The organism is Petralouisia sp. (genome assembly GCF_056822245.1).
Window position 1 is genome coordinate 1 of the sequence record NZ_JBQIOP010000027.1, and the last position, 13,210, is coordinate 13,210.

General features: G+C 45.1%; 14 protein-coding genes. 9 read left to right on the forward strand and 5 right to left on the reverse strand.

Annotation, left to right across the window (positions count from 1 at the left end):
* From ACTO17_RS11775 to ilvC, 5 genes are all read left to right on the forward strand, one after another.
* A partial coding sequence (locus ACTO17_RS11775; protein ID WP_482558073.1) for a hypothetical protein occupies positions 1-218 on the forward strand: 218 nt, incomplete at its 5' end.
* Between the two features lie 96 nt (positions 219-314).
* Positions 315-692 carry a PadR family transcriptional regulator gene (locus tag ACTO17_RS11780; protein ID WP_482558074.1) on the forward strand — a complete coding sequence of 126 codons (378 nt, stop codon included), beginning with the start codon at positions 315-317 and terminating at the stop codon, positions 690-692.
* Entirely contained in the window at positions 679-1,710 is a 1,032-nt protein-coding gene (locus ACTO17_RS11785; protein WP_482558075.1) for an HAAS signaling domain-containing protein, read from the forward strand. The genes ACTO17_RS11780 and ACTO17_RS11785 overlap by 14 nt, the downstream gene beginning before the upstream one ends.
* A gap of 274 nt (positions 1,711-1,984) precedes the next feature.
* A complete protein-coding gene (ilvN, locus tag ACTO17_RS11790; RefSeq protein WP_135988903.1) occupies positions 1,985-2,485 on the forward strand; it encodes an acetolactate synthase small subunit in 501 nt (166 codons plus the stop codon).
* Between the two features lie 97 nt (positions 2,486-2,582).
* Complete coding sequence (gene ilvC, locus ACTO17_RS11795; RefSeq protein WP_172538297.1) at positions 2,583-3,602, forward strand: ketol-acid reductoisomerase; 1,020 nt, start codon at positions 2,583-2,585, stop codon at positions 3,600-3,602.
* A gap of 143 nt (positions 3,603-3,745) precedes the next feature.
* Here ilvC and ACTO17_RS11800 read toward each other — a convergent pair whose 3' ends face one another.
* Positions 3,746-4,642, reverse strand: a complete 897-nt coding sequence (locus tag ACTO17_RS11800) for a LysR family transcriptional regulator (RefSeq protein ID WP_172538298.1) — start codon at positions 4,640-4,642, stop codon at positions 3,746-3,748.
* A 135-nt stretch (positions 4,643-4,777) separates the two neighbouring features.
* Here ACTO17_RS11800 and leuC point away from each other — a divergent pair, with 135 nt between their 5' ends.
* Positions 4,778-6,049: a 3-isopropylmalate dehydratase large subunit gene (gene leuC, locus ACTO17_RS11805; protein ID WP_482558076.1), complete on the forward strand. Its 1,272-nt coding sequence runs from the start codon at positions 4,778-4,780 to the stop codon at positions 6,047-6,049.
* A 1-nt stretch (position 6,050) separates the two neighbouring features.
* Complete coding sequence (gene leuD / locus ACTO17_RS11810) at positions 6,051-6,539, forward strand: 3-isopropylmalate dehydratase small subunit (protein WP_172538300.1); 489 nt, start codon at positions 6,051-6,053, stop codon at positions 6,537-6,539.
* A gap of 3 nt (positions 6,540-6,542) precedes the next feature.
* On the opposite strand, the gene ACTO17_RS11815 is transcribed toward leuD, so the two are convergent.
* Complete coding sequence (locus ACTO17_RS11815) at positions 6,543-7,361, reverse strand: AP2/ERF family transcription factor (protein ID WP_482558077.1); 819 nt, start codon at positions 7,359-7,361, stop codon at positions 6,543-6,545.
* A 149-nt stretch (positions 7,362-7,510) separates the two neighbouring features.
* On the opposite strand from ACTO17_RS11815, the gene ACTO17_RS11820 reads away from it, so the two are divergent.
* Positions 7,511-8,311 carry a cell wall hydrolase gene (locus ACTO17_RS11820; protein ID WP_172538302.1) on the forward strand — a complete coding sequence of 267 codons (801 nt, stop codon included), beginning with the start codon at positions 7,511-7,513 and terminating at the stop codon, positions 8,309-8,311.
* Positions 8,312-8,439: 128 nt separating this feature from the next.
* The gene (gene thrC / locus ACTO17_RS11825; RefSeq protein WP_482558078.1) at positions 8,440-9,921 is read left to right on the forward strand and encodes a threonine synthase; all 1,482 of its coding nucleotides are present in this window, start codon (positions 8,440-8,442) and stop codon (positions 9,919-9,921) included.
* Positions 9,922-10,029: 108 nt separating this feature from the next.
* Here the strand turns inward: thrC and ACTO17_RS11830 are convergent, their stop codons facing one another.
* The 3 genes from ACTO17_RS11830 to ACTO17_RS11840 form a co-directional block, all read right to left on the reverse strand.
* Positions 10,030-10,920 carry a cyclic di-GMP-binding domain-containing protein, MshE-related gene (locus tag ACTO17_RS11830; RefSeq protein WP_172538304.1) on the reverse strand — a complete coding sequence of 297 codons (891 nt, stop codon included), beginning with the start codon at positions 10,918-10,920 and terminating at the stop codon, positions 10,030-10,032.
* Between the two features lie 5 nt (positions 10,921-10,925).
* Positions 10,926-11,297: a response regulator gene (locus tag ACTO17_RS11835; RefSeq protein ID WP_172538305.1), complete on the reverse strand. Its 372-nt coding sequence runs from the start codon at positions 11,295-11,297 to the stop codon at positions 10,926-10,928.
* A gap of 165 nt (positions 11,298-11,462) precedes the next feature.
* A complete protein-coding gene (locus ACTO17_RS11840) occupies positions 11,463-12,827 on the reverse strand; it encodes a citrate/2-methylcitrate synthase (protein WP_172538314.1) in 1,365 nt (454 codons plus the stop codon).
* Between the last annotated feature and the right edge of the window lie 383 nt (positions 12,828-13,210).

Sequence of the window (13,210 nt, forward strand, 5' to 3'; positions counted from 1 at the left end):
ACTTAATATTCGCTGTACTAGAGCATTTTTCAAACACGTTCCAGGTAAAAATCCGTATAAATTTTATAAAGGGACTGTTGCAAAACAAGGAATGTCTACAACATGATACAAGTTTTGGTTTAGTTGTAGAATTACTGTATTTTGCGGCAGTCCCTTATCATATTACTCCTTCCGTTAAATATCACAGCATTCTGCCTGCCCAAACCTGCGGTATTTAACGGAAGGAGTAATAATATATTATTTTAAAATAAATTATAATTTTATGTTGACAATAGTGTGTGACATACACTATAATCATAGGAAGAGGTGATTATTTGAGTGAGAAAAAAGAAATTATGGAGAATCTTTTGTTGGAACTAAGGCGCGGGACACTGATTTTAAGCGTATTGAGTCAGCTTCATCTGCCCAAATACGGATATGCGCTGGTGCAGAGTCTGGAAGAAAAGGGGGTGGGGATTGAAACCAATACCCTGTATCCCCTGCTGCGGCGGCTGGAGAAGCAGGGACTTCTGGTCAGCGAATGGGAGACAGGAGGCTCTAAGCCCAGGAAGTATTACAGAAGGACAGAAGCAGGCGATGAAGTGTATGAGAAGCTGAAGGAGCAGTGGAAGGGCATTTCCCAAAACATGGAGAAGCTGTTGGAAGAAAATGAAAAATTGCAGAAGGGAGCAGATGACAATGGAAAAAAATGACATGATGGAACGTTATATTTATGAGGTAATCCGGCGGGTTCCCAAGAAGCAGAGGGAAGAAATCCGGTTGGAACTGGAGGAGCTGATTTCTGATATGATGGAGCAGGAAGAGGCAGGAATGGAAGCAGTTTTAACAAAATTAGGAAATCCCAGGGATTTTGCCCAGAAATACAGTGGAAGGCATAATTATCTGATTGGGCCGGAGTATTACGGGGATTATTGCTGGGTGATGAAAGTGTTCCTGCTGTCTACACTGGCATTTCATATGATTTCTGTCATATTTCAGGCAGTTTTTTCTCCCGGCCTGCTGCTGGAGATGTCCTTTTATGTGAAAACGGTGTTTACCGACGCCTTGATCAGCCTGATTGGGGGATTCGGAATGCTGACGCTGCTGTTTGCTGTTTTTGAGCATTATAATATCAGAGTGCAGATTACAAAGGAAAAAAACTGGTCGGTGGAGCAGCTGAAAACCTGGACGCCTTCAAAGCTGCCTCCGGTTCCCAATGAGAAGGCTCGGATCAGCAGAGGGGACTGTATTGTCGGGATTGTATTCAGCCTGATGTTTGGACTGCTTTTGATTTTTGCGCCAGAATGGTTCACCGGCGTAAATATAGGGGGCAAAGGGTGGAAACTTGTGTCGCCTTTTAACCATGAGGCATGGAATGTGATTCTTCCGATTCTGGTGATTGATTTGGCAGTAGAACTGGCAAACGAAATCATGAAGCTGCTGGCCGGCCGCTATTGCAGAAAGGTAATGATCAGCGAGATTCTGTCAGGCGTTACAGAAATCATTTTGTCTGTGATTCTGCTGAAAGTTCTGCCTTTCTGGAATCCGAATTTTGTCCGGGAACTGGAGGAAGCATTTGAAATACAGATTACCTCCCATCAGGATTTGCTCTTGTACTGGAACGATGGGCTGATTTCCAATATATTTCTGGCGGGAATTGTAATTATTACGGCGGCAGAAATCGCCGTAACTGTCTACAGAACCTGTCGGTATGGAAATGAAAAAGAATAGAAAATCCGGCCTTGAGACTGCGGCGGTATAAAAGAATAGATAATCCGGCTCTGGGATCGGGCCGATATAACTCCAAAGAATGGATATCAAAAATAATTTGTATGGGCCCGGGCAAAACAAAGCCCGGAACCTATTGACAAACCCATTGAATGTGCTAAACTTATTAGAGCGTGTTTGAAAATATATATTGCCCTGTGAACAGAGAGCAATTTTCAGACAGGCTCTAAAGAGCGGCAAAAGGCAGTTACAACAGGAAAAGGCAGGTTTACCATACATGGAAAGACAGGCATTATCAATTCTGGTTGAGAATACGCCCAATGTACTCAGCCATGTGTCCGGTTTATTCAGCCGGAGAGGGTATAATATTGACAGTATTTCCGCCGGTGTGACGGCAGACCCCAGATTTACCAGAATTACCATCGTTTCAAGCGGCGATGAGCTGATTTTGGAGCAGATTGAAAAGCAGCTTGCCAAGCTGGAGGACGTTGTAGATATCAAAAAACTGGAAAACGGCAGTTCTGTGTGCAGGGAGCTGATTTTAATTAAAATCCGTGTAAAGAACACAGAGCGTCAGGCAGTGATTTCCCTGGCGGAGATTTTCAAGACCAAGATTGTGGACGTAACCAACGATTCTATGATGATTGAACTGATTGGAAGCCAGAGCAAGCTGGACGCATTTTTGGAACTGCTGGAGGGCTACGAGATACTGGAACTGGCAAGAACAGGCATTACAGGGCTTACCAGAGGCTCTTCGGATGTGAAAATGTTCGACTGAACGCGGGCACTGGGACGGAAAAACAGGTAAGAACCGCATCTGCGCTGCAGTTTATAGTGCAGATGCGATATTATAAATATTTTAGGAGGATAAAAAAATGGCAAAAATATTTTACCAGGAAGACTGTAACCTTTCTTTATTAGATGGAAAGACAATTGCGATTATCGGCTATGGCAGTCAGGGACATGCTCATGCATTGAATTTAAAGGAATCCGGATGTCATGTGATTATCGGACTGTATCAGGGCAGCAAGTCCTGGGCGAAGGCTGAGGCTCAGGGATTTGAGGTATTTACAGCAGACGAAGCTGCAAAAAAGGCAGATATTATCATGATCCTTATCAACGATGAGCTGCAGGCAGATATGTACAGGAACGATATTGAGCCGAATCTGGAAGCAGGCAATATGCTGATGTTTGCCCATGGATTCAATATCCATTTCGGAGCAATTGTTCCGCCTAAGGATGTGGATGTTACCATGGTTGCGCCCAAGGGACCAGGCCATACCGTAAGAAGCGAATATCAGGAAGGCAAAGGAGTTCCCTGTCTGGTGGCAGTGGAGCAGGATGCCACCGGCAAGGCTCAGGACATTGCACTGGCTTATGCATTGGGAATCGGCGGCGCTAGAGCAGGGGTTCTGGAAACCACATTCCGCACAGAAACAGAGACAGACCTTTTCGGCGAGCAGGCAGTTCTTTGCGGCGGTGTGTGCGCATTGATGCAGGCAGGGTTTGAGACACTGACAGAAGCAGGATATGACGCAAGAAACGCATATTTTGAATGCATTCATGAGATGAAGCTGATTGTAGACCTGATTTATCAGTCCGGATTTGAGGGCATGAGATATTCCATCTCCAATACTGCAGAGTACGGTGATTATATTACCGGTCCGAAGATCATCACAGAGGACACCAAGAAAGCGATGAAGAAGATCCTTTCCGATATTCAGGACGGAACCTTCGCAAAAGACTTCTTACTGGATATGTCACCGGCAGGACGTCAGGTTCACTTCCGTGCAATGAGAAAACTTGCAGCAGAGCATCCGGCAGAAGAGGTGGGCAAAGAAGTGCGTAAACTCTATAGCTGGAACAATGAGGAAGATAAGCTGATTAATAATTAATAGAAAACAAGGGGCTGTCGGATAAGCCTTTCACACACAAACCGGGGCAGTGTTTTGGCGGTTGGTTCGCCAGGATGCTGCCCCGGTTTGCGTGTGAAAGAGAGTGTCTGCGCAGTTTTGTCTGTTTATAATATCTCCCCTGATTATCCCCCGCAGGACTCATAAAAATCAATAAAGTGCCTGAGAGAACTGGAAACCTTAACGTCCTTATTATAGGCAAAGCCTACCACCCGTGGGTCCATGGGAAACTCCAGGGGGATTTCCAGCAAAGCGCCTGTTTTCAGTTCATTCTGAACGAAATTTTTAATGACGCATCCTGTTCCCAGGCTGATTTTGGACATTTCAATCAGAAGATCCATATTGGAAACCTCTATAATGTCCTGGGCGATGATATGGCTGTTGTGAAGATATTCATCAATGTACTGGCGGGTCATATTTTCCCGGTCTAAAAGCAGAAGGGTGGAATGCTTTAGAATCTGCTGTTTTTCCACGCCCCGGATTTTCAGATTATGGAGATAATCCCTGGTGGCCACAAAAATATCTTCGATTTCCTGGATGGGATAAAAATCAATGTTTTTTAAAATTTCCGGCTGTCCAATCAGCCCGATATCCAGTTTGCCTTCCTCCAACAGCTTTAACGTCTGGTTGGTGGAATGACAGGCAATGGAAATGTTGATATGGGGAAATTTTTTAATAAAATTCCGCAGGTATGGGAGCAGAATATATTTGCACAGGGTAGCGCTGACTCCGATTGTCAGGTTTCCCATGCCGAGAGCGATGGAGCGGCGCAGCTTGTCCTCTCCTAGGGTCAGCGTCTCGAAGGCGGACTTGACATGGGTATAGAGCAATTGGCCTTCCGGGGTCAGGCTGACGCCCCTGGAACTGCGGTCAAAGAGCTTTACGCCGACATTTTCCTCCAGTTTTTGGATGGATTTGCTGATGGCCGGCTGGCTGATATACAGCTCTTTGGCAGCTTTGGAAATATTTCCGGTATTGGCGACTGCATAAAAAATCCGGTATGAAGAAAGCGTTTGTTCCATGACAGTGTTCTCCCTGTATACCCGTGAACTTTCGAGTATAACTCTAATTCATAATAATTATATTTAATATGTATTTCTATTATATCATGACATGTGCTAGAATAGCAAGCAGAAAGGAACAAGGAGGATTGAAATATGGGAATGACAATGACACAGAAGATTCTGGCGGCGGCAGCGGGACTTCCGGAAGTAAAAGCCGGACAGCTCATTGAAGCGGATTTGGATCTGGTGCTTGGAAATGATATTACGGCGCCGGTAGCCATCCATGAGATGGATAAGTTTACGGCAGAGGGAGTGTTCCACAAAGACAAAATTGCACTGGTTATGGATCACTTTGTGCCAAATAAAGACATCAAGTCTGCTCAGCACTGCAAATGTGTCCGGGAATTTGCCTGCAAACACGAAATCAGCAATTATTTTGACGTGGGGGAAATGGGAATTGAACATGCCCTTCTGCCAGAGAAAGGCCTTACCGTGGCAGGAGACGTGATTATCGGCGCGGACTCCCATACCTGTACGTACGGCGCCCTGGGGGCGTTTTCCACCGGTGTGGGAAGCACAGATATGGCGGCGGGAATGGCTACCGGAAAAGCATGGTTTAAGGTGCCTTCTGCCATTAAGTTCAACCTGACTGGCAAACTTTCCAAATGGGTCAGCGGAAAAGACGTGATTTTGCATATTATCGGCATGATCGGGGTAGACGGGGCTTTGTACAAATCTATGGAATTTACCGGAGACGGCATCAGCAGCCTGTCCATGGACGACCGGTTTACCATTGCGAATATGGCCATTGAAGCAGGCGGAAAAAATGGAATTTTTCCGGTGGATGAAGCGGCTGTTTCTTATATGAAGGAGCATTCCAAACGGGAATTTAAGGTATATGAAGCGGATGAGGACGCTGTGTATGATCAGGAATATACCATTGATTTAAGCGCCCTGAAGCCTACCGTGGCATTTCCTCATCTGCCTGAAAATACAAAGACCATTGACGAGGTGGGAGAGATTGAGATTCAGCAGGTGGTGATTGGCTCCTGTACCAACGGCCGTCTGGAGGATCTGCGCACGGCAGCAAAAGTGTTAGAGGGAAAGAAAGTGAAAAAGGGCGTCCGCTGCATTATTATTCCGGCCACCCAGAGGATTTATTTAGAGGCAATGGAAGAGGGGCTTCTGAGAACCTTTATAGAAGCGGGAGCCATTGTGAGCACGCCTACCTGCGGGCCCTGCCTGGGCGGATACATGGGAATCCTGGCAGAAGGAGAGAGGTGCGTGTCCACCACCAACCGCAACTTTGTAGGGCGCATGGGACATGTGGAATCTGAGATATACCTTGCAAGTCCGGCAGTGGCAGCGGCCAGCGCAGTTACCGGCAGAATCTCAGCGCCAAAAGAACAGGAGGGAACGAGATAAGATGAAAGCCAGCGGAACAGTTTTTAAATATGGAGACAATGTGGATACAGACGTAATTATACCGGCAAGATACCTGAATTCTTCCGATCCCAGGGAACTGGCGGGCCATTGTATGGAAGATATTGACAAAGAGTTTGTCCATAACGTGAAGCAGGGGGATTTGATTGTGGCGGATAAGAATTTTGGCTGCGGTTCTTCCAGGGAACACGCGCCCATCGCCATCAAAGCCTCCGGAGTAAGCTGCGTGATTGCAGAGACCTTTGCCCGGATTTTTTACCGGAACGCCATCAATATCGGCCTGCCGATTATTGAATGTCCGGAGGCGGCCCGGGGCATTGAAAACGGAGATGAAGTGGAAGTGGATTTTGACAGCGGAGTGATTACCAACAAGACGAAGGGAACCTCCTTCCAGGGACAGGCATTTCCGGAGTTCATGCAGAAAATCATCAGGGCGGAGGGCCTTGTGAACTATATTAATCAGAAAGAATAAGATTCAGTCAGAAGCGCCGGAGCTTCCGGAAAGTTTTTTTAAGTAACTGATATATTTTTCTGAAATTTTAATCTGGCTGTAGATTTCGGCATATTCCCGGGGAGAGTAAGGCTCCAGATAATTGGTCTGAAAATTTTTGGAGATCCCGTGTTTTTTTGCCAAATCTACAGCCTTATTGTAAGCAATTGCAGCTTTTTCTTCTGAATGGTAGGTTCCTACCGTATATTTTCCATTAATATGTATTTGTACCTTATACCGATTTTCATTGGATGAAGCGGTTCTGGTCACGCCGTAATAGGGGTTAATTATAACGATATTTGAATACCGGAAATCTGTGGGATCTTCATTGGCAAAATAGTAGTCCCGGCCGGCCACCGCGTAATTTTTTATGCCGTAACGAGAAAGAATATTAATCTGCATGCCGTAATCGCTGACAAAAAGATGGCCCTGGCGGCGCATAATTTTATGGCTGGAATAATAAAATAGATCGTCAATGTCGAATTTCAGCTCGTCTGATTTGGAAATATAGTAAATGAAATAATTATTCCTCAAATAGATGGGATTTTTAAAATAAATAAGATTATCCCGAAAATTCAACAAAGAAATCACTTTACTAAAACTTAAAATAGTTGGCAGAGAGAAGGCGTCATCGAAGGTATAAGTGAAGTCCTGCAGCAGCCGGGCAGCTTCCTGATAAGCGAGATGCGCGTTCTCTTCGGTATCGAAGCTGCCCAGAGAGATATGCTTACTGCGAAACGTAATACTGGCGCGATAATAGGCAGTTTTGTTTTTTTTGTAGGCAATGTAAACACCTGGCAGCATAGTACCCTCCATAAATTATATTTCCATGTATTTTTTTATGAAAAAAATACAAAATAAGTATATCACAAAACGAGAGAAACGCAAGTTTTTGATATGCTGAAAATGGAATGGTAAATTATGGGAAAGTCAAATGGAAAAGAGGAACGAATATGTTGACAATTCAAAACTTACTAAAGAGTGTATATTGCTTTATTAAAAATATATCCAAAAAATCCTATCGGAATTGCGCAGTTCTTGTTTCCGGTTTTTCGGTATTTGCGATGGTTTCCTTAAATGCCCATGGATTTGGCGGTGCAGGAAAAAACAGAAGCGTGGCTTGCAGCAGCATGAAAGGAACGGAAGGGGAAGCTCCGGCAGAGAATCAGGAGCAGGAGAGCGTGGCGGCTTTGGGAGATTTTGCATCCTCCTGCAAACAGGCAATTGAATCAGAACAGAGCAGAATCAAAGAGGCAAGAGAAGCTGAGATCAAGAAGCGGGAGGTCACAGCCGTCTGTGCCAGCGTGGAGCCGGTGCACAATGAGGTGCAAAAGCCTCCGGTAAATCCCTACGGAGATATTTCCATTTCTGAGGAGGATTACGAAGCGCTTCTTCGAATTGTACAGGCAGAGGCAGGCGGGGAAGACGAGCAGGGCAAAATCCTGGTGGCGGAGGTGATTTTAAACCGGGTGCTGGCAGAAGAATTTGCGTCCACGGTTTCAGATGTGATTTTTGAAAAAAGCGGAGGAAGCCCCCAGTTTGCGCCTACGGCAGACGGCAGGTATTACTCAGTGGAAGTCACCGGAAGTACGGTGGAAGCCGTGGAAAAGGCCATCAATGAGAAGGATATTTCCCAGGGAGCATTGTTTTTTTCTGCCAGAAGAAGAGCGAATCCCTATGATATGGCATGGTTTGACCGTAATTTAACCTGGCTTTTCCAGTATGGAGGGCATGAATTTTATACGCTTCCCTGATGGGATAAATTTGTATGGCATGGAGATTGACAGGAAAGAGGAAAACTTTTATAATGAGGGGTGTCCCAAAGACTGGGATGCCCCTTATTTTGCAGATACGAAGAAGAATAAAAGGATGGAATAGAATTATGCTGTATGTGAGTACAAGAAACGACAAAGAACAGGTAACGGCTTCCCAGGCAATTTTAAAAGGTCTGGCAGAGGACGGCGGATTGTTTGTGCCGGAGGAAATCCCCGCCCTTCAGGTTCCCATGGAGAAGCTGGCAGGCATGACTTATCAGGAGACGGCTTATGAGGTGATGAAGCTGTTTCTCACGGATTTTACAGAGGAAGAGTTAAAGCAGTGCATTGCAAAGGCTTACGACGGGAAATTTGACACAGAAGAAATTGCTCCGTTGAAGAAAGTCAAAGATACATATTTCCTGGAGCTGTTTCACGGCGCAACCATAGCTTTTAAGGATATGGCTCTTTCAATTCTGCCGCATCTGATGATTACCGCTGCAAAGAAGAATCAGGTGAAGAATGATATCGTGATTCTGACGGCTACTTCCGGAGACACCGGGAAAGCTGCCCTGGCGGGATTTGCAGGTGTGGAGGGTACGAAAATCATTGTTTTTTATCCTAAGGACGGCGTAAGCCCCATTCAGCAGAAGCAGATGGTGACGCAGCAGGAGGACAATACCTTTGTGGTGGGGATTTGCGGCAACTTTGACCAGGCCCAGACCGGCGTGAAGCAGATGTTTTCAGATAAAGAACTGGAAAAGGAAATGGAAGAGGCAGGGTATCAGTTTTCCTCCGCCAATTCCATTAATATCGGGCGGCTGGTTCCCCAGATTGTATATTATGTATACGCTTATGCCAGAATGGTGCAGTCCGGGGAGATTCAAGCGGGAGAGCGCATCAATGTAACGGTTCCCACAGGGAATTTCGGAAATATTCTGGCGGCGTTTTATGCCAAAAATATGGGTCTGCCCATTGGAAAGCTGATTTGCGCTTCCAACGAGAACAAAGTATTGTATGACTTTTTTGCCACAGGCGCCTATGACAGAAACCGTGAATTTGTGCTGACCTCTTCCCCTTCCATGGATATTCTGATTTCCAGCAACCTGGAGCGGCTGATTTACCGCATTGCCGGAAACGACCCGGAGAAAAACCGGGGACTGATGAAATCGCTGCAGGAAAAGGGCAGATATGAGATTACAGAAGAGATGCGCAGTCAGCTTTTGGAATTTTACGGAAATTATGCCAGTGAGAAGGAAACATCATCCATGATTCGGGAGACTTACCGGGAATCGGGATATATTCTGGATACCCATACAGCAGTTGCGGCTGCAGTGTATCAGAAGTACCGAGAAGAGACAAACGATAAGACCAAGACGGTTCTTGCGTCTACCGCAAGCCCCTATAAGTTTACCAGAAGCGTTATGACTGCCATTGACGGGAAATATGACAGCAAAGCTGATTTTGAACTGGTGGATGAACTGGCGGTTCTGTCCGGAGTAAAAGTGCCCGGGGCCATTGAAGAGATCCGCACTGCGCCGGTGCGCCATAAGACAGTTTGCGAAGTAGATGAAATGCAGAGGGTTGTGAGAGAATTTCTGCAGATGTAAGACAGAACTATGAGACAATTAAAAGAAGCAGGCTCCGGAATCATGGAACCTGCTTCTTTTGATTAATCCGGCGGTGAAATACCGCAGTATTTTGCATATAACAAATCTTTAGGAGGGGGTGACTGAGAAAATAAAATTCACCGTTCCGAAAGCATAAATTACCGGCAGCAGATAGCAGGGAGCTTCTGTCGCCAATACGGTATTTTCATGACATGCAGGCGGCTGCAGATGAAGCTCCAATGAGAAATCATTGGACATATTTACCGAATACAGGCCGTTGTGCAGATTCAGAAAATCCTCCATGGAAGCGCTGACGTATTCGTCGAATTCCTCAAATTCATCGTCCACATATCTGCCTGCGAAGGCAATTGCAGTCTCAGAATCCATATCCAGCGCGGACAGGAAAGGAAAAGAACCGTCAACCATCTGTGATACACAGTAATTTGTAGGAACTTCCGGTAAAGTCATAATGTTTAAAGGTGTAAAATCCTCTCCGATGAAACGTACCAGATTGTTAAAAAGGAGCGTAATATAGGCAAGTATGTTCTGTGTATCCTGCAGATCATCCGGAAGATACAGATCGGCAAGCAGTTTATCCACCATGGATTTCTGCTCTTCCATCATATCCAGTTCATAAATCTCATATTCAGACTTATATTCTGTAATTAAATTCTCCAATTCAATATGCGTGACTATTTTCTGATCCACAAGAATCTGTCCCAACAGCATATAGTTGGGAAGCTGCAGGGTCAGAAGTTTGTCCACCTGTTCAGGAGTGAGATATCCCAGCTCCACAGCCAGTTCGCCGAACCGCTTGTCATAGTGGGTCTGGGTGATGTAAACATCTGCAACTTCGCTTGCTGACATATAGCCGGAATGGATTGCCAGAGTACCGAATTTTTTGTGGGCAGAAGATTGAATCTTCAAAGCCTCAATCAGCTGTTCAGGGGTAATCACCCCTTTATTAAGCAAAAAATTACCAAAAAACTGCGTATGCATAACTCTTATCTCCCTTCAAAACGCCCTTTTAAAATTTCTGCAATTGCAGAAGAAGAGAAAGGCTTTTGTACAAAATCGCGGGCTCCTTCTAAAATCGCATTCTTTAATTGTGTCTGTGTGCCGACAGAAGACACAACAACGATATAGGCTTTCGGGTCAAAGCTGCGGATGTCACGGATTGCCTCTACGCCGTCCTTCACTGGCATAACAATATCCAGGAATGAGAGATCAGGCTGATGCTCTTTGTAGAGTTCAAAGGCTTCCTGTCCGTTGGATGCTTCTATGAAATTGTCATAGCCACATTTTTTGATGATGTCCTTCAACTGTTTTCGTGCCAGAACAGAATCATCGCAGATTAATATTTTTATGTTTTCCATTCGAATCGCTCCTTGCTGATTGATTTAGATATTCTAATTTTACACTATGTGGTTGGAAGTTTCAATCTTTTCTTTTATATAAATACCATTTGCAATGCTTTTCGACAATGTTTTGAGTAATTTTTGCATATAAAAACAAGTAAATGAAAGAAAGGAAACGGGCAATTATCGCTGATCCATGGGGATATATGCTTTGTGGGCCTGTACATTCTTGTAGGCAGGGCGCATAATCTTGCCGTTATAGCTTAATTCTTCCAGACGGTGGGCGCTCCAGCCGGAAATTCTTGCAATGGCAAAAATAGGAGTATACAGTTCTAAAGGAAGATTCAGCATACTGTAGGCAAACCCGGAGAAAAAGTCTACATTGGGACTTACGCCTTTATAAATCTTGCGCTCTTTTGCAATAATCTGCGGCGCAAGCCGTTCCACCGTGGAATAAAGGTCGAATTCTTCCTTCCGTCCCTTTTCTTTGGAAAGCCGTTCCACAAAGGAGCGGAATAGTTCTGCCCTGGGGTCGGAGAGAGAATATACTGCGTGGCCCATCCCGTAGATAAGGCCGGCTTTATCGAACGCTTCTTTATGAAGAAGGGCGGTCAGATAAGCGCTGATTTCTTCTTCGTCCTTCCAGTCGTGGAGATGCTGCTTCATATCTTCGAACATTTTTACCACTTTGATGTTGGCGCCGCCGTGCTTCGGCCCCTTCAAAGAACCCAGAGACGCGGCAATGGCAGAGTAGGTATCGGTTCCCGAGGAAGATACCAGGTGTGTGGTGAAGGTGGAGTTGTTTCCGCCGCCGTGCTCCATGTGCAGAATCAATGAAATATCCAGAAGCTTTGCTTCCAAAGGCGTGTAGCTGCTGTCCGGGCGCAGAATATGTAAAATGGTCTCAGCCGTGGATAGTTCATCCCCGGGCGTATGGATGAAAAGGCTTGCGCCGTCGTGATAATGACGGTATGCCTGGTATCCGTAAACAGAAAGAAGCGGAAACAGGCTGATTAAAGTCAGGCATTGGCGCAGCACATTGGGAATGGAAATGTCCTCTGCCCGGTTGTCGTAGGAATACAGGGTGAGGACGCTTCGCGCCAGTGTGTTCATCATATCCTGGCTGGGAGCCTTCATAATGAAATCTCTGACAAAACTTGTGGGCAGTGAACGGTATTTCGCAAGCTGCCCCCGGAAAAAGTCCAGTTCCTCCCGGTTCGGAAGTTTACCGAACAAAAGCAGATAAGTGCTTTCCTCAAAGCCGAAATGAGAACTTTCAGAAAGTCCGCTGATAATATCCTTGACATTGTAGCCCCGGTAATACAGTTCTCCGGGCGCCGGGACAGACGTTCCGTTTACCATTTTAGTGGAGCAGACATCGGAAATTTCCGTCAGCCCTACCAGGACGCCCTTTCCGTTTAAGTCCCTTAATCCTCTTTTTACATCGTATTCTTCGAACAAATCCGGATTAATCGTGGCAGCCCGCTGGTTTAATTCAGCCAGACGGGTAATTTCAGGCGTGATTTCGCAATAGTAGTTTGTATTCATGTTTGTGTTCATAAATTCCCCCTTTGAATTGATTTTTACTGGTAACTGCCATCTTGCGCGGCCAGCCGTCCGGCGGGCCGCATGGCTATCTGTGTTATGAAGGAATTCATAATAACATAAGAAAACCCACAATATTCAATTATCATACCATACTTTTTTATTTTGATACAAGAAAAATATCTTGTTTTTACGAAAATTTCATACTTTATTTAAAAAAATTATATAATTTTTGAGGATTTTTTCATAGCTTTTTTCTGGAAAATAGTTTAGAATAATAAAAGCGGCAGGGCCTTCAGACGTTTTTTTACATTTTTATACATAAGAAAGACAAAAAAAGATTGACAAAGAAATAACAAAAGGCTATGCTAGATAGTAGAGAACTT

Bases quoted from the DNA above. Each gene is read 5' to 3' on its own strand.
- ACTO17_RS11785 (WP_482558075.1), top strand. From the start codon at position 679: ATGGAAAAAAATGACATGATGGAACGTTATATTTATGAGGTAATCCGG.
- ilvN (WP_135988903.1), top strand. From the start codon at position 1,985: ATGGAAAGACAGGCATTATCAATTCTGGTTGAGAATACGCCCAATGTA.
- ilvC (WP_172538297.1), top strand. From the start codon at position 2,583: ATGGCAAAAATATTTTACCAGGAAGACTGTAACCTTTCTTTATTAGAT.
- ACTO17_RS11800 (WP_172538298.1), bottom strand. From the start codon at position 4,642: ATGGAACAAACGCTTTCTTCATACCGGATTTTTTATGCAGTCGCCAAT.
- leuC (WP_482558076.1), top strand. From the start codon at position 4,778: ATGGGAATGACAATGACACAGAAGATTCTGGCGGCGGCAGCGGGACTT.
- leuD (WP_172538300.1), top strand. From the start codon at position 6,051: ATGAAAGCCAGCGGAACAGTTTTTAAATATGGAGACAATGTGGATACA.
- ACTO17_RS11815 (WP_482558077.1), bottom strand. From the start codon at position 7,361: ATGCTGCCAGGTGTTTACATTGCCTACAAAAAAAACAAAACTGCCTAT.
- ACTO17_RS11820 (WP_172538302.1), top strand. From the start codon at position 7,511: ATGTTGACAATTCAAAACTTACTAAAGAGTGTATATTGCTTTATTAAA.
- thrC (WP_482558078.1), top strand. From the start codon at position 8,440: ATGCTGTATGTGAGTACAAGAAACGACAAAGAACAGGTAACGGCTTCC.
- ACTO17_RS11830 (WP_172538304.1), bottom strand. From the start codon at position 10,920: ATGCATACGCAGTTTTTTGGTAATTTTTTGCTTAATAAAGGGGTGATT.
- ACTO17_RS11835 (WP_172538305.1), bottom strand. From the start codon at position 11,297: ATGGAAAACATAAAAATATTAATCTGCGATGATTCTGTTCTGGCACGA.
- ACTO17_RS11840 (WP_172538314.1), bottom strand. From the start codon at position 12,827: ATGAATACAAACTACTATTGCGAAATCACGCCTGAAATTACCCGTCTG.